Source organism: Streptomyces sp. NBC_01268 (genome assembly GCF_036240795.1).
GTDB lineage: Bacteria > Actinomycetota > Actinomycetes > Streptomycetales > Streptomycetaceae > Streptomyces.
This window is the reverse complement of record NZ_CP108454.1, coordinates 8,302,535-8,326,690: the sequence shown is the minus strand read 5'-3', so window position 1 is coordinate 8,326,690 and position 24,156 is coordinate 8,302,535. Positions and strand designations below refer to the sequence as shown.

The following is a 24,156-nucleotide window of genomic DNA, read 5'->3' as shown; positions in this document are numbered from 1 at the left end:
CAGCCGGTCAGTTCTCGGGCGCCGTCGGACTCAGCCGTACCGCCGTGACCTTGTACTCCGGACACGAGGTCACGGTGTCGGCGTGCTCCGAGGTGAGGGAGTTGACGCCGCTGGCCGGGAAGTGGAACGCGCAGAAGACCTGCCCGGGAGCGAGGTCCGTCCCGACGCGGGCGACCAGTCGCGCCTGTCCGTGTCGGCTCTCGACGGTGACCGGGGTGCCGTCCCGCACGCCGAACCGGGCGGCGTCCTCCGGGTGCAGGTCCAGGCGGTCGGACGCGTCGAGAAGGAGGTTGCCGCCGCGCCGGGTCATGCTCCCGGAGTTGTAGTGGGCCCATCGGCGCCCGGTGACGAGGACCAGCGGATAGTCCTGGTCCGGTTCTTCTCCGGGCGGTAGATAGGGGGCCGCCGACAGATGTGCGCGCCCGTCGCGGGTGGCGAACTCCTCCGCGTACAGAGTGGCTTCGCCTGGCCGGTCCGGCGTGGGGCAGGGCCAGGGCACCGCCCCCTCCCGGTCGAGCCGCTCGTACGAGAGACCCGCGAAGAGAGGTGTCACACGTCCGCACTCGGCGAGAGCCGCTGCGGGGGTCGGGCAGTCCAGGTCGGCACCGAGGGCACCGGCGACGGCGTGCACGACGTCGAAGTCGGAGCGCGCCGTTCCGGGCGGAGCCACCGCTGGTCGTACGCGCTGGAAGCGGCGGTCGAAGTTGACGAAGGTCCCGTCCTTCTCCAGCCAGGAGGCCACGGGCAGGACGACATCGGCGTGGTGGGCGGTCGCACCGAGGAAGAGCTCGTTGACGACGACGAGAGGGCAGGCGTCGAGGGCCTCCGCGACCCGTCGGCTGTCGGGATCGGTCGCGCACACGTCCTCGCCGATGATCCACAGCGCCCGCAGCCGGCCCTCGCGAGCCGCCGCGAACATCTCGGGGATGCGCATACCCGGCCGATCGGGGACTGGTCGGCCCCACACCATTTCGGCACGGGCGCGGGCCTCGGGGTCGGTGACACGGCCGTAGCCGGGGAGCAGGTCGGGCAGGGCGCCCATGTCGGAGGCGCCCTGGACGTTGTTCTGGCCGCGCAGGGGGCTGATGCCGAAGCCGCGGCCGGTGCCGCCGACGGCGCCGCGCAGGATGGGGAGGTTCGCCAGGGTGCGTACGCCGTCGGTGCCGTGCAGGTGCTCGGTGACGCCGAGCCCGTACACGACGGCGGGCCGCTCCGCGCGACCGTAGAGCCGGGCGGCCTTCCTGATGTCGTCGGCCGGGACGCCGGTGATCTCGGCTACCCGCTCGGGCGGGTAGCCGGCCAGCAGGTCGGAGAGTTCATCCAGTCCGGTGGCGCGATCGCGGAGGAAGCCCGAATCGGTCATTCCTTCGTCGACGAGGACGTGGGCGAGGCCGTGGAAGAGGGCGACGTTCGTACCGGGGCGCGGACGCAGGTGCACGTCGGAATGGTGCGCGAGGCCCACGGCACGGGGGTCGGCCACGATCAGGGAGGCCCCTGCGAGTGCCCGTTGGAGGAGACGGGCGCCGACGACGGGGTGGGCTTCGACGGGGTTGGCGCCGACGACCAGGAGGCAGTCGGCGGTCTCGACGTCGTCGAAGGGGTCGGTACCTCCTGCGCGTCCGAAGGAGGCGGTGAGTCCCGCGGCTGATGGAGCGTGGCAGAGGCGGGAGCAGTTGTCGACGTTGTTGGTGCCGATGACGGTCCGCAGGAACTTCTGGACGAGGTAGTTCTCCTCGTTGGTGGCACGGGCGGAGGAGATCGCGGCGACCGCGTCGGGACCGCCGTCGAGGACGGCCGCGCGCAGCCCGTCGGCGATCCGGGTCACCGCCTCGTCCCAGGTCGCCGGTCGCAGTTCGCCGTTCTCCCGGACCAGGGGCTCGGTGAGACGCTCGGCGGAGCTGAGGTATCCGTACGCGAAGCGGCCTTTGACGCAGGCGTGCCCCCGGTTGACCGGTCCGTCCCGGGCGGGCAGCACGGCGGCAACACGGTCCTCACGGACGACGACGTCGAGGGTGCAGCCGACTCCGCAGTAGCCGCAGGTGGTGCGCACGCGGTCGGCGGAGGCCTGTCGCGAGGTGAGGCCCTCACCGGGTCCGGGGTGGGCGATCGCCCCCGTCGGGCAGGTGTCGACACAGCCGCCGCAGGACACGCAGTCGGAGCCGGCCCAGGGACCACCAGTGCCCGGGGCGACGACGGTGTCGGCACCACGTCCGGTGAGAGTGAGCGCGAAGGTTCCCTGGACGTCGGAGCACATCCGTACGCAGCGCCCGCAGGCGATGCACAGGTCCCGGTCGAGGTGGACGTACGGATGGCTCTCGTCCCGCCCGCGCATGGTGTCACCGGCCGCCGCTTCCGCGGGAATCCCCAAGGTACGGCACGCGTCGGCCAGTTCACTGTGCGCGCTGTCGGCGAGCGAGCGCGGTGGGAGTGCCGAGGCGATCAGGGCGACCGCGTCCCGGCGCAGGTTGCGCACGCCCTCGTCGGCGGTGTCGACGGTGAGGCCTGACGTCGCGGGGGTGACGCATGCGGCGACGGTCCGCCCGTCGGCGCGGACCAGGCAGGTCCGGCAGGAACCTGCCGGCCGGAGTCGGTCGTCGTGGCAGAGCGTGGGCAGTTCGGTCCCGGTGGCACGTACCGCGTCGAGCAGTGAGGACCCGGCCGGCAGTTCGACCGGCACGCCGTCGACCTGGAGCCGGGTCATCGGTCCCATCCTTCCAGGGCCGGCCCGTAGGCGCGGGCCAGGCTGCGGACGGCGGCGGGAACGCGGCGGCCGAACGCGCAGAGACTGGCCTCGCCCATCAGCCGTGCCAGTGGTTCGTATGACTCCCCCGGCCCGCGCAGGCCCTGCGCGAGTGCGAGCCCTCGCCGGGTGCCGACCCGACAGGGCGAGCAGGCTCCACAGCTCTCGTCGGCGGCGAACTCCCATACGTGCCGCAAGATTTCGTAGGGATCGGTGTCGGCATCGAAGGCGACCATGCCGGCGTGACCGAGGGCGGCACCGTGCTCGGCGAGCGCTGCCGTGGTGAGCGGGACGTCGAGAGCGGTCCCGGCGAGGAAGCCGCCCAGGGGCCCGCCGATCTGGAGGGCGACGAGCTCGCGGCCATCCTTGAGGCCACCGCCGAACCGGGTGACGATCTCGTCCACAGGAGTGCCGAGTTCGACCTCGTAGGCACCGGGTCGGGCGAAGCGCTCCGACAGGCACACGAGTTTGGTGCCGGTCTCGTCCGTTACGCCGCGTCGGACGTAGGACGCTCCGCCGTGGGCGACGATCCAGGGCGCGGCCGCCAGGGTCTCCACATTGTTGACCACCGTCGGCGCGTCCCACAGGCCGTGGTCCGTGGGGTACGGGGGCCTCGGCCTGGCACAACCCCGAGCGCCTTCGAGGCGGGCGATGAGGGCGGTCTCCTCGCCGGAGACGTAGGAGCCTGCTCCTTCGACGATCTCGACGAACGGCCGTGGGCCGGCTGTCTCGACCGAGGGGGCCAAGTCCCCCGCCTCCATCGCGCGCTCCACCTCGTGCCGGAGCCGGGCCGTGGCTTTCGGGTACTCGGAGCGGACCAGGACCGTCCCGCGCCGGGCGCCGCAGGCAAAGCAGGCCAGGGCGAGTCCCGTGAGGACGCGCTCGGGGTCCTCCTCCATGAGCAGCCGGTCGGCGTACGAGCCGGGGTCACCCTCGTCCCCGTTGGCGACGACGACCGTGTCGGGCTTCCCCGCGACTGCGGCCCACTTGTCGGCCACCGGAAATCCGGCGCCGCCTCGCCCGCGCAGTCCGGCGAGGGCGGTCTCCTCCCGTACGTCCTCGGGCCGCAGCCCGGCCACCGCCTCGCGCCACACGTCCCATGCGGAGTGCCCTCCCACGATCCCGGCGAGCAGGACGGGCGCCCCGGTGGTGTCGGCCGCGGGGATGCCCGGCGCCCGCGGATCCGTCCGCCCGGCGAGTTGGTCGGCCAGGTCCGGGCCGGTGCGGGGCAGGGTGCCGTCGAGGGCGGCGGGGCCTGCGTAGCAGAAGCCGACGCAGTGCACAGTCTGCAGCGAGGTGGAACCGCCCTCGTCGACCGTGCCCGCCACCACTCCGAGTGCCCATTCGACCTCCGCCAGGTGCCGTCCGCCCCGCGCGGCGAAGCACGCCGTGGCGGTGCACACCCGCACGTGCCGCTCTCCGCGTGGGGCGGCGAGATCGGCGAAGAAGGTGGCGGGGCCGAGTCCTGCGGCGGCCGGGAGTAGGGCTGCCTCCGCAGCTTGGGGTGCCCATTCCTCGGGCCCTTCGGCGGTACCCGACCTGGCGCGCTCAAGCCCGGCCGACAGCAGCCCCCCGCGCCCTCCGTGCCGTGCGGTCAGCTCACGGAGCGCGTCCATGCGTCCGCCCGGCTCCCCGGGTATCCGACCCGCCATGATCCCAGCGTGACCGGCCACGTCCCCACTCGCATCCCGACCGGTCGCGGGGTTCACGGTTCCGCGCTGCGCAGGGCGGTCAGGCGCCGGCGGTACTCGTCCTCGTCGATCTCACCGCGCGCCAGTCGCTCGCCCAGGATCTGCTCGGCCGACGTGGCAGGCCGAGACCCAGACGGCCGTTCCGCGGGACGGCCCAGGGTACGGAAGAGCATCACCGCGACGGTGATGAGAAGGCCCCAGAACAGCACCATCCCGGCTGTCATGGCGAACCAGCCCCATCCGTTCATGCCGTCGCCGTACCAGAACATCATCGCCACTCACACTCCCGACGGCCGGGCCGGCAGGAACCGGACGCCCCTGCATCCGGTCCGTCCGCCACCACCGTGTGCCGCCCCAGGAGGCCCGGCACAGGGCCGTCCGGTCCCTGGCGGGGGGCCGGACGGGCACGGAAGGGAACAAGCGGCCCCTGGAGCCGGGATCCCGAAGGCCGGAGGGTGGGAACAGCAAGCCCGCGCCCGCCGACGCGGATCACCGCCGGGAGGCCACCATGGTCCGGAACTCGGGGATCCCGCCCGTCGTGGACGCACCGCGACCGTGGCAGATGCTGTTCCTCGCCACCGTCGGGTTCGCCCTCTGTTTCTGGGCATGGGCGCTGCTGGGCCCGCTCGGCCCGCGGCTGCGGGACGACCTAGGCCTCAGTTCCTTCGCGCAGTCACTGGTGGTCGCCGTGCCCGTGGTGGTCGGCGCGCTGGGCCGGATCCCGGCGGGAGCGCTGACGGACCGCTGGGGTGCGCGCCGGGTCTTTCCCCTCGTCGCGGCCCTGACGATCCTCCCCGTGCTGTACCTGGGTCACCTGGCCGACTCGTTCGCCGAGGTGCTCGCGGGCGGCTTCCTCCTCGGGATCGGGGGAACGGCCTTCGCCGTCGGAGTGCCGTTCGTCAACGCCTGGTACCCACCCGCACGCCGAGGCTTCGCCCTCGGGATCTTCGGCATCGGCACCGCTGGAACGGCCCTGTCGGCGTTCACCACCGTCCAGCTCACCGACGCCGTCGGACGTGCCTTCCCCTTCGATCTCGTGGCCGCCTTCCTCGCCGTGTACGCCGGGGTGGCCTGGTTCCTGATCCGCGACAGGCCAGGGCGCGCGACGGCGTCGGGGTCGCTGTTATCGCGCACAGCACTGGCCATGCGTACACCGGCCACCTGGCAGCTGGCGTTCCTGTACGCCGTTTCCTTCGGAGGGTTCGTCGCGTTCAGCGTCTACCTTCCGACCTATCTCACCAGGGCGTACGAGCTCGGGCGCTCCGACGCGGCACTGCGGACCGCGGGATTCGTCGTCCTCGCCGTGGCGATGCGGCCGGTGGGGGGCTGGCTGTCGGACCGTATCCACCCCGTACCTGTACTGACGGTCTCGTACGGGCTCGTTGCGGTGTCCGCCCTGATCGCGGCGTTCGAGGCGGAACTGGTCCCCGTGGGAACGGCGGCCTTCTTCGGCATGGCCGCCGGCCTGGGCGCCGGGTCCGGGGCGGTCTTCGCGCTCGTGGCACGTCTGGTTCCGGCCGAGCGGGTCGGCTCGGTGACGGGAGTGGTCGGGGCGGCGGGCGGTCTCGGCGGCTTCTTCCCGCCCCTCGTGATGGGAGCGGTCGACAGCATCGCACACGACTACACGTGGGGGTTCGTCCTCCTCGCCGTCACCGCGACCGGCGCGGGAACCCTGGCCGCCACCGCTGTCCGGCGAAGCGCCCGGGCGACCGCGGACGCCTGACCGCGGCGGCGGGAACCGCTCGTCCCGGCCTTCCGATGACCGGCGATTGGGCCGTTCGGCCCGTTTCCGGGGCCTGGGTGGCCGTAGCCGCCGGTTCCCTCCGGAGGTTGGTATGGAAGACATGAACGCCGACCAGGGACTCCTCGTCGCCACCGGGGTCCGGAAGATCTACCGGACGGGCTCCGTGGAGGTCACGGCCCTGCTCGACCTGGACCTCATCGTGCGCCACGGGGAGATGGTGGCGGTCATGGGACCGTCAGGCTCCGGGAAGACCACGCTCCTGAACTGTCTGTCCGGGCTCGACGACATCGACGCCGGCCGGGTGGAGGTCGACGGTCACGACCTGTTCGCGATGTCGGACGCGGCGCGCACGGAGCACCGGGCGCACACCATGGGGTTCGTCTTCCAGGCGTTCAACCTCATCCCCGTCTTCTCCGCCGTGGAGAACGTCGAACTGCCCCTCCTGCTCGTGGGCACCCGGACGCGTGAAGCGCGTCGCAGGGCGCTGGACATGCTCGACCGGGTGGGTCTCGGCCACCGCGTCGAGCACCGGCCGAGCGAGATGTCCGGGGGTGAACAGCAGCGGGTGACCATCGCCCGCGCCCTGGCCGGACGTCCGGCCATCGTGTGGGCGGACGAACCGACGGGCAACCTCGACAGTGCAATGGCCGACCAGGTCATGGACCTGCTGTGCGAGCTCAACCAGGACGAGGGCCAGACGATCGTCCTGGTCACCCACGACAGCGCCATCGGCGCCCGCGCGCCCCGGCTGATCCGCATGCATGACGGGCAGCTGGTCGACGACGTCCGCCAGACCGTCACGGCCCGAGCCCCGATCCCCGACGCCCCTCTGGGCTGACCATGTACCCGAATCTCCTCATCCCGCTGCTCGCCGCCTTGGCGCTCGCCCTCGCCGCCCTGGTGCTGGTCGCCCTCCGGCAGCCGGTGTCACGGCGGCTGGCCTTCCGGCAGGTCGCTCGCCGGCGCACCGAGGCGGCGCTGGTGATCGGCGGATCGATGCTCGGAACTGCCATCGTCATCGGGGCCCTCGTCGTCGGCGACACCCTGAACTTCTCCGTACGGCAGGAGGCGTACCGGACCCTGGGGCCCGTGGACGAGCGGGTCGTCGCACCCCCCGGCCCGACCGGGCGTGCCGTGGTGGAACGGATGGCCCCTCTGGCAGACGATCCCGACATCGACGGAGTGCTGAACGCCCTGGCCACCCAGGCATCGGCGGTCAGCGGTGCCGGCGACCGCACGGTCGCCGAGCCACGCGTCCTGGCCTGGCAGATGGACTTCGACAAGGCGGCGCGCTTCGGCGCGCCAGGTGGGGATTCCGGTCTCGGCGGACCGAATCCGGAGCCAGGACAGGTCGTGGTCAACGAGCCGCTGGCCCGTTCCCTGAACGTGGGGGCCGGGGATCCGGTCACGCTGTACCTGTTCGGAGTTCCGGGTACGTACCGGGTCGAGCGTGTGGTGCCGGAAGAGGGCCTGGCCGGTGTGGGCCTGGGCGGCCGGATGAACCGCGACGTGTTCCTGGCACCGGGGACCCTGGACTCCGCCGCCCGGGCCGCCGGTGCGGAACCGCGCTCGGTCACCTTCGTCTCCAACCGAGGCGGCGTCGAAAGCGGCGAAGCCCTGACTGACCAGGTGACAGCCGACATCCGGCAGGCTCTGGGCCCGCTCGCCGGGCAGACGGAGATCGAGACACCGAAGCAGACGGTCCTGCGCGACGCGAAGCAGGCCGGGGACTCCCTCGGCGCACTGTTCCTCATGATCGGCAGTTTCAGCATCATCGCGGGCGCGCTGCTCCTGGTGAACATCTTCGTGATGCTCGGCGAGGAGCGGAAGTCCCAGATGGGCATGGTGCGGGCCGTGGGGATGAAGCGCTCGCGGCTGGTCGGTTCGTTCACGCTCGAAGGGGCGACGTACGCGTTGCTGTCCGCGCTGCCAGGCGTGGCCATCGGGGTCGCCGTCGGCTGGGGCGTCGCCGTGGTGGCCGCGCAGATCTTCCAGGGCTGGTCGGTCGGCGGAAGCAGCATCCGCATCGCGTTCGCCGTCACTCCCACGAGCGTCCTGAACGGTCTGGCCATGGGCCTGCTCATCGCCTTCGCCGCCATCCTGGCCACCAGCGTACGCATCAGCAGGTTCAACATCATCGCCGCGATCCGCGACCTCCCCGCCACGCCCGGACAGGGACCGCGCCGCCGGCTGCTCGCGGTCTCCAGCACCCTGGCATTCCTGTGCGCGCTCGTGGCCGTCCCCGCCGTGGCGCGCAGCCAGCCCGACGCGACGTACCTCATGCCGGCGCTCGCGCTCGCCTTCGCCACTCCGGCGCTCCTGCTGGTTCTTCCCCGTCACACCGTGACCACTTCGGTCGCAGGAGCCGTCCTCGCGTGGACGCTCCTGGCACCCGTCGTCCGCCCCAGGATCTTCGACACGCCCTCGATGTCCGTCTACGTCATCCAAGGCGCACTCTCCGCCTTCTCCGCAGTGGTCCTCGTCAGCGACAACCAGAGGACGCTGCTGCGTCCCGTACGACGATTCCTCGAACGCCCGACGGAAGGCGGCCTGGCGGCGCGGCTCGCCGTCGCGTACCCGCTGGCCAAGCGCTTCAGGACCGGCGCGACGCTGGTGATGTACACGCTGATCGTGTTCGTCCTGGTACTCCTGACGGAGATCTCGGGGATCCTCCGCGCCGGCGTCGACGGGGTCGTCGCCGACGCCACCGCCGGATACTCCCTGCGACTGGACTACAACCCGCAGGTCGCAGGCGACCGACTGCTCGTCGACCTGCGCGGCGGCCCCTCCGCCCCCGAGATCGCGACGGTCACACCGCTGGTCAACGCTGCAGGACGGGCCACCGACCCGGGACACCGCAGCTCTCGACCGCTGGACACCGCCGTCGTCGGCGTTCCCGACGGAGCGATCACCGGCATCACGTTCCGGGAGCGACTGCCCGGACTGGCCAACGACGCCGCCGTATGGCAGGCCCTCGCCTCCGACCCTCGCTACGTCGTACTCGACGGCTATTTCGGCAGCACCGGCGGCCCTGCCGGCGACTACTACGACCCCGGGGACACCCTCACCCTGACAGACCCCCGCACGGGCCGCAGCGAGGAGAAGGTCATCGCGGGCGTGCTCAGCAACGGGCTGGTCTTCTACCCGGGCACCGGCGCCAGTTCGACCACCTACCCCGTGGTGCTGGGCGAGCAGGCGACGCGCGAGCTCTTCGGCGCCCAGGCACAGAACGCCTCCGCACTGGTGAGAACCAGCACCGGAACCTCCCCCGACGCCCTGGCGACCCGACTGCAGGGCGAGCAGCTCTCGTCCAGCCTGGTCGCCACACCCATCGAGTCTGACATCCGCCAACAGTTCGACTCCAGCACCGCCTTCTTCCGCCTCATGCAGGGCTTCCTCGCCCTGGGCCTCGGCGTGGGCATCACCGGCCTCGGCGTCGTCATGGTCCGAGCCGTACGCGAACGCCGTCGCACCATAGGCATCCTGCGGGCCCTCGGCTTCCGGGCACGGACGGTCCAGCGGTCCTTCCTCTGGGAGAGCTCCTTCATCGCCGTGGAAGGAATCGTGCTCGGCTCCCTCCTGGGCGTGCTCACCACCTGGCTGATGTACGCCAACAGCGCCGCGTTCGAGGGCCTCGAAGGAGGCTTCCCGGTCGAATGGACCAGCATCTGCGTCCTGGCCGCAGCCACCTTCGCCGCGTCCCTCCTGGCTACGATCGGACCGGCGCGCCGCGCGGCCGCCATCCGCCCGGCGCTCGCGGTCCGCGTCACCGAATGAAGCGCACCCCTCGCGGACCGGGTCGGCGAGCGCTGACGACCGGCAGCCGGCAGGGTGGTCGGCCACGTCCGCGAGGCTGCCGCACCACGCTGGACCGGGTCACGTCCCTCCGACGGCGCTGCGGAGCCGACCTCGGGTCCGACCGGAACGCGCCTGCCGACCACCTCTCGGCGCCCGAACTGCCCGACGGGGCGCCGGACCTCCTCGCAGAAGCGGCATCGCCCCACATGCCTCGCTGCGCCTGGCGGTAGCCGGGCTGAACGGCGGTGACTCCTACTCAGGAGAACCGCCTTCGCGGGCGCGCTGCCAGTCCCGGTACGCGGCCACCGCCGTGGGCAGTGTCGGGAAGATCAGATCGGCACCGACCGACTCGGTCAGCCCATAGGCGTCGAGATCGTCGCGCAGGTCCTGTTTCACACGTGCCATCGCGAACACGATTCCGCGACCGCCCAGTTCCCCACGCAGCTCATCGACGGAGTCCAGCGCGGTGATGTCCACCTCCACATTGGCCTCGGCATTGAGCACGAACCAGTGGACGGGCCCGGACTGTTCCGCGACGGCGGCGAGTGCACGGCGCCGGAAGTCCTCCGCGTTGGCGAAGAACAGCGGCGAGTCGTACCGGTAGACGAGCAGCCCAGGAATCGTACGGGCTTCCGGATAGTCGTCGACGTCGTGCATGCCGGCCACGCCGGGAACCAACCCCTGGACGGCATCATGCGGGCGCGCGACCCGCGTCAGCAGCTCGGCCACCGACAGGCCGACCGCCACCAGCACCCCGTAGAGAATGTCCAGGGACAGCACGCCGCACAGGCAGGCGACGGCCAGCAGGAGTTCCCTGCGGCGGAAGGAGGCCAGCCGCCGGAAGCCCGCCAGGTCGATCATCTTGACGGCGGCGTAGACGACGAGGGCGCCCAACACGGCAACCGGAGTGAGGCTCAGCAGCGGTCCGAGGAACAGCAGTACGGCGAGAACGGCCGCACCGGCGGTCAGCGCGTACACCTGACTTCGCGCGCCCGTGGAGTGCGCCAGCGCAGTGCGGCTGGCACTGCTGCTCACCGGGAACCCGCTCAGGACGCCCGCGCCGAGGTTCGCGGCGCCCAGGGCCAGCAACTCCTGGTTGGCGTCCAGGCGCCCGACCTCGTCGCCGGTGGCGAAGGCGCGCGCGGTGAGGATGACATCCGTGTAGCCCACGAGGAGGAGGCCGAGCGCCGGAACCATCAACCGCGACAGCTCGTCGAAGGCCGGCAGAGCCGGGTGGGGCAGCCCGGCCGGCACGTCTCCGATCACGGCGACGCCATGCTCTTCCATACCGAACGCCGCCACCGCCACGGTTCCGAGCCCGACCACCACAAGCGGCCCAGGCACCGCGTGCAGGAAGAGCGGAAGGGTGAAGAGGAGGACGAGGGCGGTGACTGCGACGACGAGGGTGGCCGGCTGGGCCTCGGACAGGTTCTGCGCGAAGGACACCAGCTGCGGAAAGAAGCCTGACCCAGTGGTGCTCACGCCAGTCATCTTCGGCAGCTGATCCACGATCATGATCAGCGCCACGCCCGCGAGATAGCCGACCAGGACCGGCCGCGAGAGGAGATCGGCGACGAAGCCGAACCTGGCCGCCCACGCCGCCACGCACAGCAGCCCGACCGCGACGGCCAGCGCGGCCGCCAGTACGGCGTATCGCCCTGGATCCCCGGCTGCGAGCGGTGCGACAACGGTAGCGGTCATCAGCGCGGTCGTGGACTCCGGCCCGACCGACAACAGCCGTGACGAGCCGAGCAGCGCGTACGACGCCAGTGCGGGCAGAATCGCCCACAGCCCGGCGACGGGCGGCAGCCCCGCCACGGTCGCGTACGCCATGACCTGCGGCACGAGATACGCCACGACGGTCACGCCCGCCAGCAGGTCGCCGCGCAGCCAGGAGCGCTCGTAGTGGGCGAGGACAGCGATTCCAGGCGTGCCAGGTACCAAACGGCGCCACCCCGAATCGCTCGGTCGGGCGTGCTGCGACATGAGGCTCCTCTCCTCCGCCGCTTCAAGATCTCACGGACCCTGTCACAGTCATGCGGACCGAAGGTCCCACCACGCCGCCGCCCCCTGGGGCGAGCCACGGGGCCTAGGTCGTGTTTTAGAACTCGCTGACCTGCTTGGTTGGCCGTCCGGGGAAGTCGCGGGCGGCCATCCAGATGGTGAGGTCGCGGGCGATGTTGCTGATGCTGGTCGCCGTGGTGACCTCGTGCTCGTCGCGGGAGGTGTCACGGCGGACGATCTCGTAACCGCCTTCATCGAGGACGGCCACGGAGGCGAACCAGACGGGGTCGTCCTCGTCGGGCTGGACGACGACGAAGGTGTTGTCGGAGTTGTTGAGGTCGCTGATCATCATGAACAGCGCGTCCTCGGAGGGGTCGTCGATGCGGTCGCCGTTCTCGCTGTCGGCGCCGTAGTACTGAGCCCCCATCGCTGTCTCTCCCTCACCCTGTCGATCCTGGTCGCGGTCAGCATTGCATGAGGAACCGACAGCTCAGACCGGTCATAACCATTCGCCGATCGCGGCGATCAGGACGGTGGCTTCGAAGCGGACGGCGAGTTTGTCGAACCTGGTGGCGACCGCACGGTTGCGCTTGAGCCGGTTGATCCCGCACTCGACCGCGTGCCGGGCCTTGTAGTCCTCGCGGTCGAACGCCGGAGGCCGCCCGCCGGCCTTCCCCCGCCGCTTGCGGTTGGCCACCTGGTCGGCAGGCTCGGGGATCGTGCACCGGATTCCCCGCTTTCGCAGGTAGGCCCGGTTGGCCTGGGACGAATACGCCTTGTCGCCCCGCACTCGCAGGGGACGGACACGGGGACGGCCCGGTCCGGTGCGGGGGACCCGGATGCCTTCCAGGACGGCGGCGAACTGAGGACTGTCACCACTCTGACCTGCGGTGACCAGTAGAGACAGCGGCCGCTGGCCTTGCTCGCAGGCCAGGTGGATCTTGGTGGTGAAGCCTCCCCGGGACCGGCCCAGGCCGTGGTCGTCGGGTTCGCTGCGGGTGCCGCCCGGCGGTTCCTTCTGGGCCTGTCCGTCGCGGCGGGCGCCTGCAGCGTGCTGATGGGCCCGGCAGATCGTGGAGTCGACGTTGACCTCCCACGTGATCAGCCCGCCCGCGTCCGCCCGGGCCTGCAGTCCGGTCAGCAATTCGGGCCAGGTGCCATCACGTTGCCAGCGGCGGAAGAGTCCGTAGACCGTTTGCCACGGCCCGTACTCCGACGGCAGATCCCGCCACGGAGCACCGGTACGAACCCGCCACCGGATCCCATCGATCAGCCTCCTCCGCCCCACCGCCGGCCTGCCCCGCATCGCGACCGGCAGCATCGGCTCGAGCACGGCCCACTGCTCGTCAGAAAGATCCCCTCGCCCCACACCGCGATCATCACGGCGCAGGGCGAACGGCGAAGCCCACTTCTAAAACACGGCCTAGCCCTCAGGGCGGATCCAGCAGACGCCCCGGACCAGCGCTCTTCCCTGAGAAGGCGCCGCGGTGGAGGCGTTCGCGGGCGACGGTCGGCGGGCCGTGGGATCACCACCCGGCCCTTGGGTCCGGTGCGCCCACAGGCCGGGAGCACGTGGGAGTCGCCGCTCGGTCCGGCCTAAGATCGGCGCATGAACGAGAGCCTTCCGCATTGCCCCGAGTGTTCCAGCGCCTATACGTACGAGATGGGCGCGCTGCTTGTCTGTCCCGAATGCGGCCATGAGTGGCCGGCCACGTCCGACGCCACCAGTGAGCCCGCCACGCCCGGCGAAAAGGTGATCAAGGACTCGGTGGGTAATGTCCTCGCCGACGGCGACACCGTCACCGTCGTCAAGACGCTGAAGGTCAAGGGCAGCCCGTCCGGCATCAAGGCCGGCACCAAGGTCCGCAACATCCGGCTCGTGGACGGCGTCGACGGGCACGACATCGACTGCAAGGTTGATGGCTTCGGACCCATGCAGCTCAAGTCCAGCGTGGTCAAGAAGGCCTGACCAGCGCCGAAGGCGCCCCGTGCAGACGTATCCATGAATTGCATAATTCGGCAATTCGATACATGATGGATTGGCTGTGTCCGCAGGTAGTCGCGGACGCAGCACCCATCGACGCCCCACGCTCACACGGGGCGATGAGGAGAGTGCGCGACCGTGTCGGTTCCGCTGTACCAGGCCAAGGCCGAGTTCTTCCGGATGCTGGGGCACCCGGTGCGCATCCGTGTCCTCGAGCTCCTCCAGGACGGGCCTCAGGCGGTGCGGGACCTGCTCGCAGCGATCGAGGTCGAGCCGCCCGCGCTTTCCCAGCAGCTGGCAGTGCTCCGGCGGTCGGGGATCGTGACCTCGACACGCGAGGGCTCCACGGTGGTCTACCGGCTCGCGGGGGGCGACGTCGCCGATCTCATGCAGGCGGCGCGGCGCATCCTCACCGAGATGCTGGCGGGGCAGAACGAACTGCTGGAAGAGTTGCGCGAGGCCGAGGTCGCGGCGCAGTGAACAGGGTTGTGAGCCGGGTGCGCTCCTTGTTGCCCGTGCGTGCCGACTTCGCCGCCATGACCCGCAATCCTCGGCGTGATCTGCTGGCGGGGCTGACGGTCGCGATCGTGGCGCTGCCGCTCGCGCTCGGATTCGGCGTCTCCTCCGGCCTTGGGGCCGAGGCCGGGCTCGCGACCGCCGTGGTGGCCGGGGCGCTCGCCGCCGTGTTCGGTGGTTCGAACCTCCAGGTGTCCGGGCCGACCGGGGCGATGACCGTGGTCCTCGTTCCGATCGTGGCGCAGTACGGCCCCGGTGGTGTCCTCACGGTCGGGCTGATCGCCGGTGTGATCGTGATCGGGCTGGCCCTCGCCCGGGCCGGCAGGTACATGGCATACCTCCCCGCCTCGGTGGTGGAGGGCTTCACCCTGGGGATCGCGCTCGTCATCGGACTCCAGCAGGTTCCCAGTGCCCTCGGGGTCCCCAAACCCGAGGGCGACCGGGTCCTGGAGGTGACGTGGCGCGCCGTCGAGGCGTTCGTCCAGGCCCCGAATTGGACGGCCCTCGGGCTCGCGCTGGGCGTCGCCGCCGTCATGCTCGGCGGCGCCCGGTGGCGGCCCACCATCCCGTTCTCCATCGTCGCGGTGATCGCCGCCACGGCCGTCGCGCAGGTCTTCCACCTGGACGCGGCGGCGCCGATCGGCGACCTGCCCGCCGGACTGCCCGCCCCTTCGCTCGGCTTCGTCGACCTGTCCGCGCTGGGCACCCTGCTCGCCCCGGCCGTGGCCGTTGCGGCGCTCGCCGCTTTGGAATCGCTGCTGTCCGCGCAGGTCGCCGACGCGATGACGGTGGGGCAGAAGCACGACCCGGACCGGGAGCTGTTCGGTCAGGGGCTCGCGAACCTGGCCGCGCCGCTGTTCGGGGGCGTCCCCGCGACCGGTGCCATCGCCCGCACCGCGGTGAACGTCCGGACGGGGGCCTCATCCCGGCTCGCCGCCCTCACGCACGCCGCCGTCCTCGCGATCATCGTCTTCGCGGCCGCCCCTTTGGTGTCGAAGATCCCGCTCGCGGCACTCGCCGGTGTCCTGCTCGCCACCGCGGTCCGCATGGTCGAGGTCGGCTCGCTGCGCGCGATGGCGAAGGCCACCCGTTCCGACGCCGTCGTCCTGGTGCTGACCGCCGTCGCCACCCTCGCACTCGACCTCGTGTACGCGGTGATCATCGGATTCGTCGTGGCCGGCGCTCTCGCCCTGCGGGCCGTGGCCAAGCAGGCCCGCCTGGCCGAGGTCGACTTCCGTGCCGACCTGCCCGGCGAGCACAGCGAGGAGGAGCACGCGCTGCTCGCCGAGCACATCGTGGCGTACCGGATCGACGGACCGCTCTTCTTCGCCGCCGCCCACCGCTTCCTGCTCGAACTGACCGAGGTGGCGGACGTCCGGGTCGTGATTCTGCGCATGTCCCGCATCACCACCATCGACGCCACCGGAGCGCTCGTGCTCAAGGACGCCGTCGAGAAGCTGAACCGGCGCGGGATCGTGGTGATGACGTCCGGGATACGCCCTGGCCAGAGGCAGGCCCTCGCCTCCGTCGGGGCGCTGGACGCACTGCGCCTCAAGGGGCGCGAGTTCGCGACGACGCCCGAGGCGATCGCCGGGGCCCGGGCCCATCTGAAAGGCGTCGGGATACTGTCCGCCGCGCCCCGGCAGCACGCTCCCACCGCCACCGAGGAGGCCCCTCGATGACGATTCCGACCACTCGTCGCATGATCGAGGTCTCCGGAGCCGAAGCCCTGTGGCTGCTCGAAGGCGCCGCCCACGGACGCCTCGTCCACATCCAGCGGGGACAGGCGGTCGTCCGCCCGGCCGTGCACGTCCTCGAGTACGGACGGCTGATCGTCCGCACCCCTGTGCAGGCGGAGGCGGCCGCCGGCCGTCCCCTTCTCACCTACCAGGCGGACGAGGTCCGGCTGCCCGCGGGCACGGGCTGGAGCGTGACCGTGACCGGCCCGGCCGAACCGGTCAGCGACCCGGTCGAGGCCGCCCACTACCTGCGCACCCTTCCCGGCTGGGCGTACGGGCCGCACGACACCTTGCTGCGCATCACCCCACAGACCGTGGCCGGCTACCGCCTGGGCACCCCGGAGACGAGGTGAGTACGGGCGTGGAGGTGCTTCCGTTGCGGCATGTACTGACGGCGCCGACCGTGCCGGCGTCGGTGCGGCTGGTGCGCGAGACGGCCGAGATGACGTTCGACGAGTGGGGCATCACCGCCTCACACCCGACCGTGGCGCCGGCCCTGCTGATCCTGAGCGAGCTGGTCACCAACAGCGTCCGGCACGCGGCCGTCTCCTCCCCCAGCCTCACCGTGACGTTCGCAGCCGGCGAGTACACGCTCGCCTTCGCCGTGCACGACCGCCACCCGTACCACCCCGGTGTGTTCGCCGCCGGCGGGACGGGCGGGCTGGCCACCATCGCCGAGGTCATGGTGGAGTCCGGCGGCACCTGCGTCGTGCGCCGGGACGCCGACGGCGGTGGCAAAGCCGTGTGGATCACCCTCCCCCTGTGAAGACGAAGGCAACGACATGACCATCGAATGGCGCTACACCACCCACCCCGGCCTGGGCGTGCTCGCCCTCGCCGGCTTCCTGGGTGCGGACGCGATCGGGCGGTTCGACGGTGCCGTGGGATGGGTCCTCGCCCGCGGGACCGGTCCGGTCATCCTCGATCTCACCGCACTGCGCGGCTGGTCGGCCGGCGGGCAGCTGGCGGTCGCGGACGCCGCCCGGCGCCTGGAGGCCGAAGGGCGCGGCCTGGAACTCGCCGCGATCCCTGCCGACGGTTCCCTGGTACCCACCGGCGACCACCCCGACATCCCGGTCCACTGCGACCTGGAGACGGCGCTCACCGCCCACCACAGTGCAGGCCGGGGACAGCGGGAGTGGTGCAGCGACGAGTGGCCCGGCACACAGAACGTTCCCGCTCCGCATCAGAGGTGACCGTCCGTCACCAAACCTGGACCCCTGGGCCCCACTCCTCGTCCGTGCGGCAAGGAGTGGGGCCCGGGTTTCACCCGTCGTCAGCCCGGTGGCCGGGCCACGGCGCGCAGCGCCGTCTCGACGTCCCCGTACACGCCCGTGTCCTCCCTGCGGGTCGTCCACACGTCCGCGGTGTCCAGGTGGCCGACACCGCAGACGGCGAGCGAACGCTCGGCCTTCTTCAGCCTGGCGGCCGTACTGAGCACCGCCCTCTCCCCTTCCACACTCCAGCCCAGGAGTTGCGACAGGTCGAGGACCACCGTGCCGCTTCCTTCGCAATTGCCAATCTTAGCAATTCGCGAGGCCGTCAGGCCGACGGGAAGGCGCGAGGATGGTCCCCATGGCGAAGAGTTCTGGGTGGAAGCGATCTACGGAGCAGGCACGGCGGCGGCCCCACGGCGCCCCAGCGGCCTCCCCCGCGCGCGGGCGGTGCGCACGGTGAGCGCGCCGCTCTATCAACTGAAGGCGGAGTTCTTCAAAACGCTCGGACATCCCGTGCGCATCCGCGTCCTGGAGCTGCTCAGCGTGCGGGAACACGGCGTGTCCGAGATGCTGACCGAGATCGGGGTCGAGGCCGCGCACCTCTCCCAACAGCTCGCGGTGCTGCGCCGCTCGAACCTGGTCGTAGCGCGCCGCGAAGGCTCGGGCGTCTTCTACTCGCTGACCGACCCTCAGGTGGCCGAACTGCTCGCGGTGGCACGCTCGATCCTCTCCGGCGTACTCACGGGCCAGGCCGAGCTGCTGGCCGACCTGCGCGCCACGGCGCCCGACTGACGCCGACTACGAGACCGACGCTCACCCCTGCCGCACGTGACTCCTCCCCCTCTTGAAGGAGGGGGCTTCTCGCTATGCCTGGTCGGCGTTGCGACGGACCAGCCCGGCCCGTAGAACGTTGAGTGCTCCCAGGTGGTCGGCGTGTGCCTGGTGGCCGCACGAGAGGCAGTGGAACTCTTCCTGTGTGGGCCGGTTCTCCTTGGCGGCGGCCCCGTCGGGCAGGAAGCTGACCGGCTGTTCGGGGTCGGGTTCGGGGGCGGGGCCTTGCGCATGTTGCGGATCTTGAGGGCTTCGTGCGCGATGACGTCGTGCTCGCAGCGGGCGTGGCGGGGGTTGGGGACATGCTCACCGTTGGAGTCGGTGAGGAAGTTGGCTGTGCCCATGTCGATGCCGATCACGGACCCCGTGGCGGGCAGCGGCTCAGTCTGTGCCCGCTCGGCGGTCAGGACGACGAACCACTTGCGGCCCTCGCGCTTGACGCCGACGGTCTTGACCTTGCCGGCCACCGGGCGGTGCTGATGGACCTTGACGTGCCCGACGCCAAGGACTGTGATCACCCTAGTCCGCCGCCATGTAGGGCCGCCGGAAGACCAAGGGGCTGGAGCCGTACGGGCGTACCGCCGACAGCGCTTGGGTGACAGCGGCCTCCAGGGGACCGCTCGTGTCGATCGCGACGGCCTCTGCCCAGGGCGGCTCCTGAGCGGCCATGGCGGTGGCTACGCCGAGGTCGGCGTCGGACGGTCCGGCGGTCCGGGTGTCGAGGCGGGCCGCGATCATGTCGTACGGGACCTGGCAGTGCAGGGCCACGAGGTCGGCGCTCGTTCGCTCGGCCACGAGCCGAGCGGCTTCGCGCTGCCTCCCGTCCGACCAGGAGGCATCCAGAACGACGGATTCGCCGCGGGCGAGCAGGGCGGACGCGCGCTCGAGCAGCGTCTCGTAGGTGTGGCCGCTCCATTCGGGTGTGTAGAGGCCCTCGCCATAGGGGGCGGGAGCGGGCCGGTCGGGAGGGATGCCCGCGAGCTCCTTGCGGAGACGGTCGCTGCTGAGCAAGGTGACGCCCAAGCGGTCGGCCAGCGCGCCGGAGAGCGTGGATTTGCCGCTGCCGGGGAGTCCTCCCACGAGCGTGAGGCCGATGACGGAGGCGCGTAGGTGACGCAGAGTCGTCGTGATGAGGTGCCGTGCGGCGGGGGCGGCGCCGGGCGCACCTTGGCGTTCCTGGATCAGGGCCACCTTTGCGCGGACGAAGGCGCGGTAGGCGACGTAGTGGTGGCGCAGTGAGGGGGGCGAGGGGTCGCCGGAGTACTCGCTGTAGCGGGCGAGGAAGAATGCCGCAGCCTCGGGTGCGTCGAGCTGTTCGAGGTCCATGGCGAGGAAGGCGGCGTCGTCGAGGGCGTCGACGTAGCGGAGGTGGTCGTCGAACTCCAGGCAGTCCAGCACCCGGGGGCCGTCGTCGAGGCAGAAGATGTCCTCGGCAAGTAGGTCGCCGTGTCCGTCGACGATCCGGCCCTGCTCGATGCGCATGTCGAACAACGACTCGCGGCCGGCGAGGTAGCGGCGGACCAGCCCCTCGATCTCCTCCACGCCCTCGGGCGCGTGGCCATCCGCGTCGAGTGCACGGACCTGTGCGAAGCTCGCCTCCCAGCGGGAGGACAGTGCGTCCCTCGTGCCCTGCGCGTCCACGTCCGGCGTGCGGACCGCCTTGGCGTGGTGGGTGGCGAGCAGTCGGGCGACGGCCCGCAGGTCATCGTCGACAGCCGCGCCCTCCCGTACGAGCCGGGCCAGGCGGCGCTCCGCCGGCATGCGTCGCATCACCACGAGAGGTTCGGGTGATGCCGAGTGCGGGACGCTCAACTCGCCCACGCCCAGGTAGACGTCGGGGGCGAAGCGACGGTTGAGAGCGACCTCCCGCTCGCACGCCACCCGCCGCGCCTCGACGGTGGTGTAGTCCAGGAACGTCAGGTCCACCGGCTTCTTGAGCTTGTAGGCCCGCTCGCCGACGAAGAACACCACCGCGGTGTGGGTCTCGTACACCGCCGCCCGCGGAAGCGAGTCGGCGCCGGTGCCGGAGGCGGCGGTCCGTAGCACGGACGCGTCGTCCTGACGCGCTGACGTGATCGCCTCCCCGAGGCGGTTCGATTCAGCCATGGGGACGGCCGAGTGATCCGAGCACTGTCGGCTCGAACTCCGAGGCCGGCTTCTGCAGGGCATGCTCGGCGTCGTCGGCAGCCGGGCTGCTGACGATCACGAGGCCTGCATGGAGCTCCTGGAGTTCCGTCTGAGCTTGGTGCGCGAGGCGTTTCGCCCCGTGGTTCCGATCGATCCCCGAGGGGATGTGGGCCGGTTCGGGGACGAGCACAGGCCAGGAGCGCATCAGGCGCAGTGTGAGCGTGCGGCGCTCGGTCTCGTCGGCCGCCCAGCGAGCGGCGGCCATGATTTCGGGTGAGCCGTCGAGTCCGATCGTGCCGACTGGCCCCATGGCGACTGTCTCCGTCTCGTGCGACTCCGGATGGACGGACGGTGGACGTCGGCGGCTAACGGCCGAAGCTCACCGGCTCTCACCTCCGAGGAGTACCGCACATCGTCGTGCCGCGCATGCGGGCGGCGTGGAGACCCGGCTCGGAAGCGGGGTGGTCCTGGTCCTGGGCGCTGCCCGATTCCGGGTGAGGTCGCCGGTTGCCGAGGTGGTCTCCGTCTCCGAGATGGTGATCTCGATGTTGGGGAGGGTGGAGTTCGGGCTGGTCGGGGTGAGGGTGCTAGCGCGGTCGTTGAAGGCGGGCTCAGTGATGGTGATCTCGCCCTTGAACGGGGTGTCGGCGAGGGCGGTGCCGGTGTAGTCGGACACCTTGGTGCCGCAGGGGGCGGGCGCCGCGACCGCGTGTGCCGGCGCGCCGGCCGCACTGCCGAGCGGTCCGGCAGGACCAGGGCGACGAGGGCGGCGGTCCCGACGCGGTCGCCGAGATCTCCTCCGCCCGGGCCACCGACGCGGAGAACTACCTCCTCCAGAAGTTCCTGCGGAGGACGCCGGCTACCCGCTCCCGCTCGTCATCGGATGCCGCTGGGCCCCCTGCAACTCCGGCAGCATGACCCGGCGCGGCGGCAACCTCCTGCTCGACACGAACGGCTGTCTCGCCCTGCACCCCCAGGACGCCATGCGCCACGGGGCGCGGGACGGCACCCCCGTCATCGTTGGAGAGCCGTCACGGACAGGCGCGGCTGATCGCCCGAGCACGCCGAACTGGGGGCACGCGGCCATACTGAGGATGACGGCAGCCGTCCAGGGGTGCGTACGGACGAGGATCGCGGTCTCGGCCGGTCGCGGTGGGAGGATGCGGCCACGGGGCGCGGGGGCATGGGAACTCCGCCCTCGGCCACCTCACACCAGCCGCATTCGAACAACGATTGATCACGGCACGTACGCCGTCACTCGCCGCATGAAACCGCTGGTCAGCCTGGGTCCGGAGGCCCTCCTGGTGCATGCCCTCCGCAACCCTCATGGCACGACCTCCTCGTGATCGTGTGGCTGCACGGTCCGGCCGCGACCGACCGCCCGCAACGCCCCGACCGCGGAGAGCCGAAGCACATCCCGCGGCCGGGGCGTCGCGATCAGGCGCAGGTGAGGAGGGGGGCGGCCCAGTCGGCGTGGTCGTAGCCGTTGCCGTCGCCGGCGTCGGCGACCTGGAGGGTGAGCTCGTAGGCGCCGGTAAGCGGGGCGTCGAGGTGGGCGGCGGCTGCGCTGCCGCCCAGAGCGGGGCTCTCGGCCACCTTCGTTCCGTCCGCGAACACCCGGAAGACCACCGAGCCACGGCTGCCGACCTCGTCGTCGACGCCCACGTCGGTGCTCAGGCGGGTGCACGAACCGCCCAGGTAGTACGTGACGGTGGAGGCGGCGTGGGTGCCCAGGCCCTTGGCGTACTGCGTACCGCCGATGGTCAGGGTACGGCCGTCACCGGCGGCCTGCTCGCCGTTGCTGCGGTCGCGCTCCACCGGGCCCCAGCCGTTGACCGCACTGGTCCAGGTCAGGTCGCCGAGGGCGTGGCTGCCGGCGGCCGGCCCGTCGCCGCAGGCGAGGCGCGCACCCGCCCAGTCGGCGTGGTCGTAGTCCTTGCCGTCGCCGGCGTCGGTGACCACCAGCCGCAGGTCGTTCGCGGCGGTGAGGTCGACGCTGAGGCGTTTCGCCGGATCGCTGCCCCGGAGCACCCCGCTGTCAGCGGCCAGGCTCTGGTCGCGGTACACCCGGAAGACCACCGAGCCGTTGTTGCCGGACTCGTCGTCGACTCCGACGTCGACGGTGAGGTTCTTGCACGTCCCGCCCAGGTGGTAGCGGACCTCGGAGGCCGCGTGGGTGCCCAGGCCCTTGGCGTACGCGGTTCCGCCGACGGTGAGGGCGCGCCCGTCGCCGGAACCCCTCTCGCCGTTGCTCCTGTTGCGCTCCACCGGGCCCCAGCCGTTGGTCGCCGAGGTCCACGCCAGGTCGCCGAGCTGGTGCAGGCCGGCGGGCAGCGCGATCGGCGCGCTCGGGGTCACCCGGTACATCACGGTCCCGTGCGACGGCACCGAGGCGCTGACCGAGCCGGTCGACGTGGTGGTCTGCTTGGACCACAGGTCCTTGAGCGAGTACGAGGGCGCACCGCCGATCCCGGCGGCCTCCGCGGTGGTGGTGACGGTCCGGGGCTGGCTGGTCTCGTTGGTCAGGGTGATCGCCCGGCTGCCGTCGGCCAGCGGCTTGCTCATGACGACCAGGCCACCGCTGCTGGAGAGCACGGTTCCCTGCACTCCCAGCGGATCCTGGTCGACCGCGATCACGTCGGTGTTCTTCAGGATGGCCAGCGTCTGCGCGCTCGCGCTCCGTAGGTCGCTGCCGATCAGCAGGGGCGCGGACATCTGGGCCCAGAGGCTGAAGTGGGTGCGGTACTCGGTGTCGGTCATGCCGCCGTTGCCGACTTCCAGCATGTCCGGGTCGTTCCAGGCGCCCGGACCGGCGTACGGGGCGAGCGGCTGGTTGGCGTGCGCGATGCCGACCATGCTGGACCAGGAGTCGGTGATGTCCCCTGTGGTGCGCCAGGAGTTGCCGAGGTCCTGTGCCCAGGTCCACGGCTCGTTCTGGCCCCACTCGCAGATGCTGTAGAGGATGGGGCGGCCGGTGGCCTTCAGCGCGTCGCCCATCGCCCGGTAGCGCTGCCGGGCGTCGACACCCTGGTTGTTGCAGTTGTCGTACTTGAGGTAGTCGACGCCCCAGGACGCCCACAGGTTGGCGTCCTGCTGCTCGTGGCCGAGACCGCCGGGAAAGCCGAGGGTGTCGCAGGTCTTGGTGCCGGCGCTGGAGTAGATGCCGAACTTCAGGCCCTTGCCGTGCACGTAGTCGGCCAGCGCCTTGATGCCGTTCGGGAAGCGGACCGGGTCCGGCACCAGGTTGCCGGAGGCGTCGCGGTTCGGCAGGGCCCAGCAGTCGTCGAGGTTGACGTACTGGTAGCCGGCGTCCTTGAGGCCCTGGGAGACGAAGATGTCCGCGATGCCCATGACCATGGACTCGTTGAACTCGGCACGGCAGTGGGTGGAGTTCCAGTTGTTGAAGCCCATGGCGGGCGTGCGGGCCAGGGTGTTGTCGGCGGCCGCCGCCGAGGGGGCGGCGCTCAGTTGGAGGCCGGTGGCGGCCGTGACGGCGAGGGCTCCGCCGCCGAACAGCATGGCCAGCGAGGTGGTCGTCGCGGTGAGGGCATGCCGGATCCCGCGTGTGGACAGAGCCAAGTCGATTCTCCTGTCTGGGGGTTGGTCAGTCGACCCGGACCGGCGGCCACTGCTGGGCGGTGGTGTCGGAGCCGGGTTGCTGGACCACTGGGGCGTCATGGGTGCCGGGCGGCCAGGTGGTCTGGTAGGGCCAGGTCCCGGGCCTTGCCGCTGGCCGCGCCGGCCACGGTGTAGTAGCCGTCGCCG

General features: G+C 71.3%; 21 protein-coding genes and 1 pseudogene. 10 read left to right on the top strand and 12 right to left on the bottom strand.

The window, feature by feature from the left end; genetic code table 11:
- Window positions 1-7: 7 nt before the first annotated feature.
- From fdhF to OG309_RS37165, 3 genes are all read right to left on the bottom strand, one after another.
- Entirely contained in the window at window positions 8-2,701 is a 2,694-nt protein-coding gene (fdhF, locus tag OG309_RS37175) for a formate dehydrogenase subunit alpha (protein WP_329427874.1), read from the bottom strand.
- On the bottom strand, window positions 2,698-4,356 hold the full coding sequence (locus OG309_RS37170; RefSeq protein ID WP_329427872.1) for an NADH-ubiquinone oxidoreductase-F iron-sulfur binding region domain-containing protein: 1,659 nt from the start codon (window positions 4,354-4,356) through the stop codon (window positions 2,698-2,700). The genes fdhF and OG309_RS37170 overlap by 4 nt, the downstream gene beginning before the upstream one ends.
- A gap of 89 nt (window positions 4,357-4,445) precedes the next feature.
- A complete protein-coding gene (locus tag OG309_RS37165) occupies window positions 4,446-4,703 on the bottom strand; it encodes an SHOCT domain-containing protein (RefSeq protein WP_329428741.1) in 258 nt (85 codons plus the stop codon).
- Window positions 4,704-4,939: 236 nt separating this feature from the next.
- Here OG309_RS37165 and OG309_RS37160 point away from each other — a divergent pair, with 236 nt between their 5' ends.
- From OG309_RS37160 to OG309_RS37150, 3 genes are all read left to right on the top strand, one after another.
- Complete coding sequence (locus OG309_RS37160; protein ID WP_329427870.1) at window positions 4,940-6,154, top strand: MFS transporter; 1,215 nt, start codon at window positions 4,940-4,942, stop codon at window positions 6,152-6,154.
- Window positions 6,155-6,266: 112 nt separating this feature from the next.
- Window positions 6,267-7,013 carry an ABC transporter ATP-binding protein gene (locus tag OG309_RS37155; protein ID WP_329427868.1) on the top strand — a complete coding sequence of 249 codons (747 nt, stop codon included), beginning with the start codon at window positions 6,267-6,269 and terminating at the stop codon, window positions 7,011-7,013.
- Between the two features lie 2 nt (window positions 7,014-7,015).
- A complete protein-coding gene (locus tag OG309_RS37150; protein WP_329427866.1) occupies window positions 7,016-9,952 on the top strand; it encodes an FtsX-like permease family protein in 2,937 nt (978 codons plus the stop codon).
- 273 nt (window positions 9,953-10,225) lie between these two features.
- On the opposite strand, the gene OG309_RS37145 is transcribed toward OG309_RS37150, so the two are convergent.
- The 3 genes from OG309_RS37145 to OG309_RS37135 form a co-directional block, all read right to left on the bottom strand.
- Window positions 10,226-11,959, bottom strand: coding sequence for a SulP family inorganic anion transporter (locus OG309_RS37145; RefSeq protein ID WP_329427864.1), 1,734 nt, complete (start codon window positions 11,957-11,959; stop codon window positions 10,226-10,228).
- A gap of 115 nt (window positions 11,960-12,074) precedes the next feature.
- Entirely contained in the window at window positions 12,075-12,404 is a 330-nt protein-coding gene (locus OG309_RS37140) for a hypothetical protein (RefSeq protein WP_329425335.1), read from the bottom strand.
- Window positions 12,405-12,476: 72 nt separating this feature from the next.
- Window positions 12,477-13,346 carry an IS5 family transposase gene (locus tag OG309_RS37135; protein ID WP_329425337.1) on the bottom strand — a complete coding sequence of 290 codons (870 nt, stop codon included), beginning with the start codon at window positions 13,344-13,346 and terminating at the stop codon, window positions 12,477-12,479.
- Window positions 13,347-13,586: 240 nt separating this feature from the next.
- On the opposite strand from OG309_RS37135, the gene OG309_RS37130 reads away from it, so the two are divergent.
- The 6 genes from OG309_RS37130 to OG309_RS37105 all read left to right on the top strand — a co-directional run bounded on the left by OG309_RS37130 (window position 13,587) and on the right by OG309_RS37105 (window position 17,412).
- Entirely contained in the window at window positions 13,587-13,946 is a 360-nt protein-coding gene (locus OG309_RS37130) for a zinc ribbon domain-containing protein YjdM (RefSeq protein WP_329427863.1), read from the top strand.
- 153 nt (window positions 13,947-14,099) lie between these two features.
- Window positions 14,100-14,441, top strand: coding sequence for an ArsR/SmtB family transcription factor (locus tag OG309_RS37125; protein ID WP_329427862.1), 342 nt, complete (start codon window positions 14,100-14,102; stop codon window positions 14,439-14,441).
- A gap of 56 nt (window positions 14,442-14,497) precedes the next feature.
- Entirely contained in the window at window positions 14,498-16,159 is a 1,662-nt protein-coding gene (locus OG309_RS37120) for a SulP family inorganic anion transporter (RefSeq protein WP_329427861.1), read from the top strand.
- The gene (locus OG309_RS37115; RefSeq protein ID WP_329427859.1) at window positions 16,156-16,569 is read left to right on the top strand and encodes a pyridoxamine 5'-phosphate oxidase family protein; all 414 of its coding nucleotides are present in this window, start codon (window positions 16,156-16,158) and stop codon (window positions 16,567-16,569) included. Before OG309_RS37120 ends, OG309_RS37115 begins: the two co-directional genes overlap by 4 nt.
- The gene (locus tag OG309_RS37110; protein WP_329427857.1) at window positions 16,566-16,982 is read left to right on the top strand and encodes an ATP-binding protein; all 417 of its coding nucleotides are present in this window, start codon (window positions 16,566-16,568) and stop codon (window positions 16,980-16,982) included. The genes OG309_RS37115 and OG309_RS37110 overlap by 4 nt, the downstream gene beginning before the upstream one ends.
- A gap of 16 nt (window positions 16,983-16,998) precedes the next feature.
- A complete protein-coding gene (locus tag OG309_RS37105) occupies window positions 16,999-17,412 on the top strand; it encodes an anti-sigma factor antagonist (RefSeq protein WP_329427855.1) in 414 nt (137 codons plus the stop codon).
- Window positions 17,413-17,492: 80 nt separating this feature from the next.
- Here OG309_RS37105 and OG309_RS37100 read toward each other — a convergent pair whose 3' ends face one another.
- Complete coding sequence (locus OG309_RS37100; protein ID WP_329427854.1) at window positions 17,493-17,711, bottom strand: hypothetical protein; 219 nt, start codon at window positions 17,709-17,711, stop codon at window positions 17,493-17,495.
- Between the two features lie 178 nt (window positions 17,712-17,889).
- Between OG309_RS37100 and OG309_RS37095 the strand changes: the two genes are divergently transcribed.
- On the top strand, window positions 17,890-18,225 hold the full coding sequence (locus OG309_RS37095) for an ArsR/SmtB family transcription factor (protein ID WP_329427852.1): 336 nt from the start codon (window positions 17,890-17,892) through the stop codon (window positions 18,223-18,225).
- 72 nt (window positions 18,226-18,297) lie between these two features.
- On the opposite strand, the pseudogene OG309_RS37090 reads toward OG309_RS37095, so the two are convergent.
- The 5 genes and pseudogenes from OG309_RS37090 to OG309_RS37065 all read right to left on the bottom strand — a co-directional run.
- Window positions 18,298-18,779 (bottom strand): annotated as a pseudogene (locus OG309_RS37090) (RNA-guided endonuclease TnpB family protein); the annotation flags it as partial.
- Between the two features lie 4 nt (window positions 18,780-18,783).
- Window positions 18,784-20,256 carry a bifunctional aminoglycoside phosphotransferase/ATP-binding protein gene (locus OG309_RS37085; RefSeq protein WP_329428740.1) on the bottom strand — a complete coding sequence of 491 codons (1,473 nt, stop codon included), beginning with the start codon at window positions 20,254-20,256 and terminating at the stop codon, window positions 18,784-18,786.
- Between the two features lie 106 nt (window positions 20,257-20,362).
- Window positions 20,363-20,701, bottom strand: a complete 339-nt coding sequence (locus OG309_RS37080; protein WP_329427851.1) for a hypothetical protein — start codon at window positions 20,699-20,701, stop codon at window positions 20,363-20,365.
- A 69-nt stretch (window positions 20,702-20,770) separates the two neighbouring features.
- Window positions 20,771-21,067 carry a hypothetical protein gene (locus OG309_RS37075; RefSeq protein ID WP_329427850.1) on the bottom strand — a complete coding sequence of 99 codons (297 nt, stop codon included), beginning with the start codon at window positions 21,065-21,067 and terminating at the stop codon, window positions 20,771-20,773.
- 761 nt (window positions 21,068-21,828) lie between these two features.
- Complete coding sequence (locus OG309_RS37065) at window positions 21,829-23,970, bottom strand: NPCBM/NEW2 domain-containing protein (RefSeq protein WP_443067620.1); 2,142 nt, start codon at window positions 23,968-23,970, stop codon at window positions 21,829-21,831.
- Window positions 23,971-24,156 lie beyond the last annotated feature (186 nt).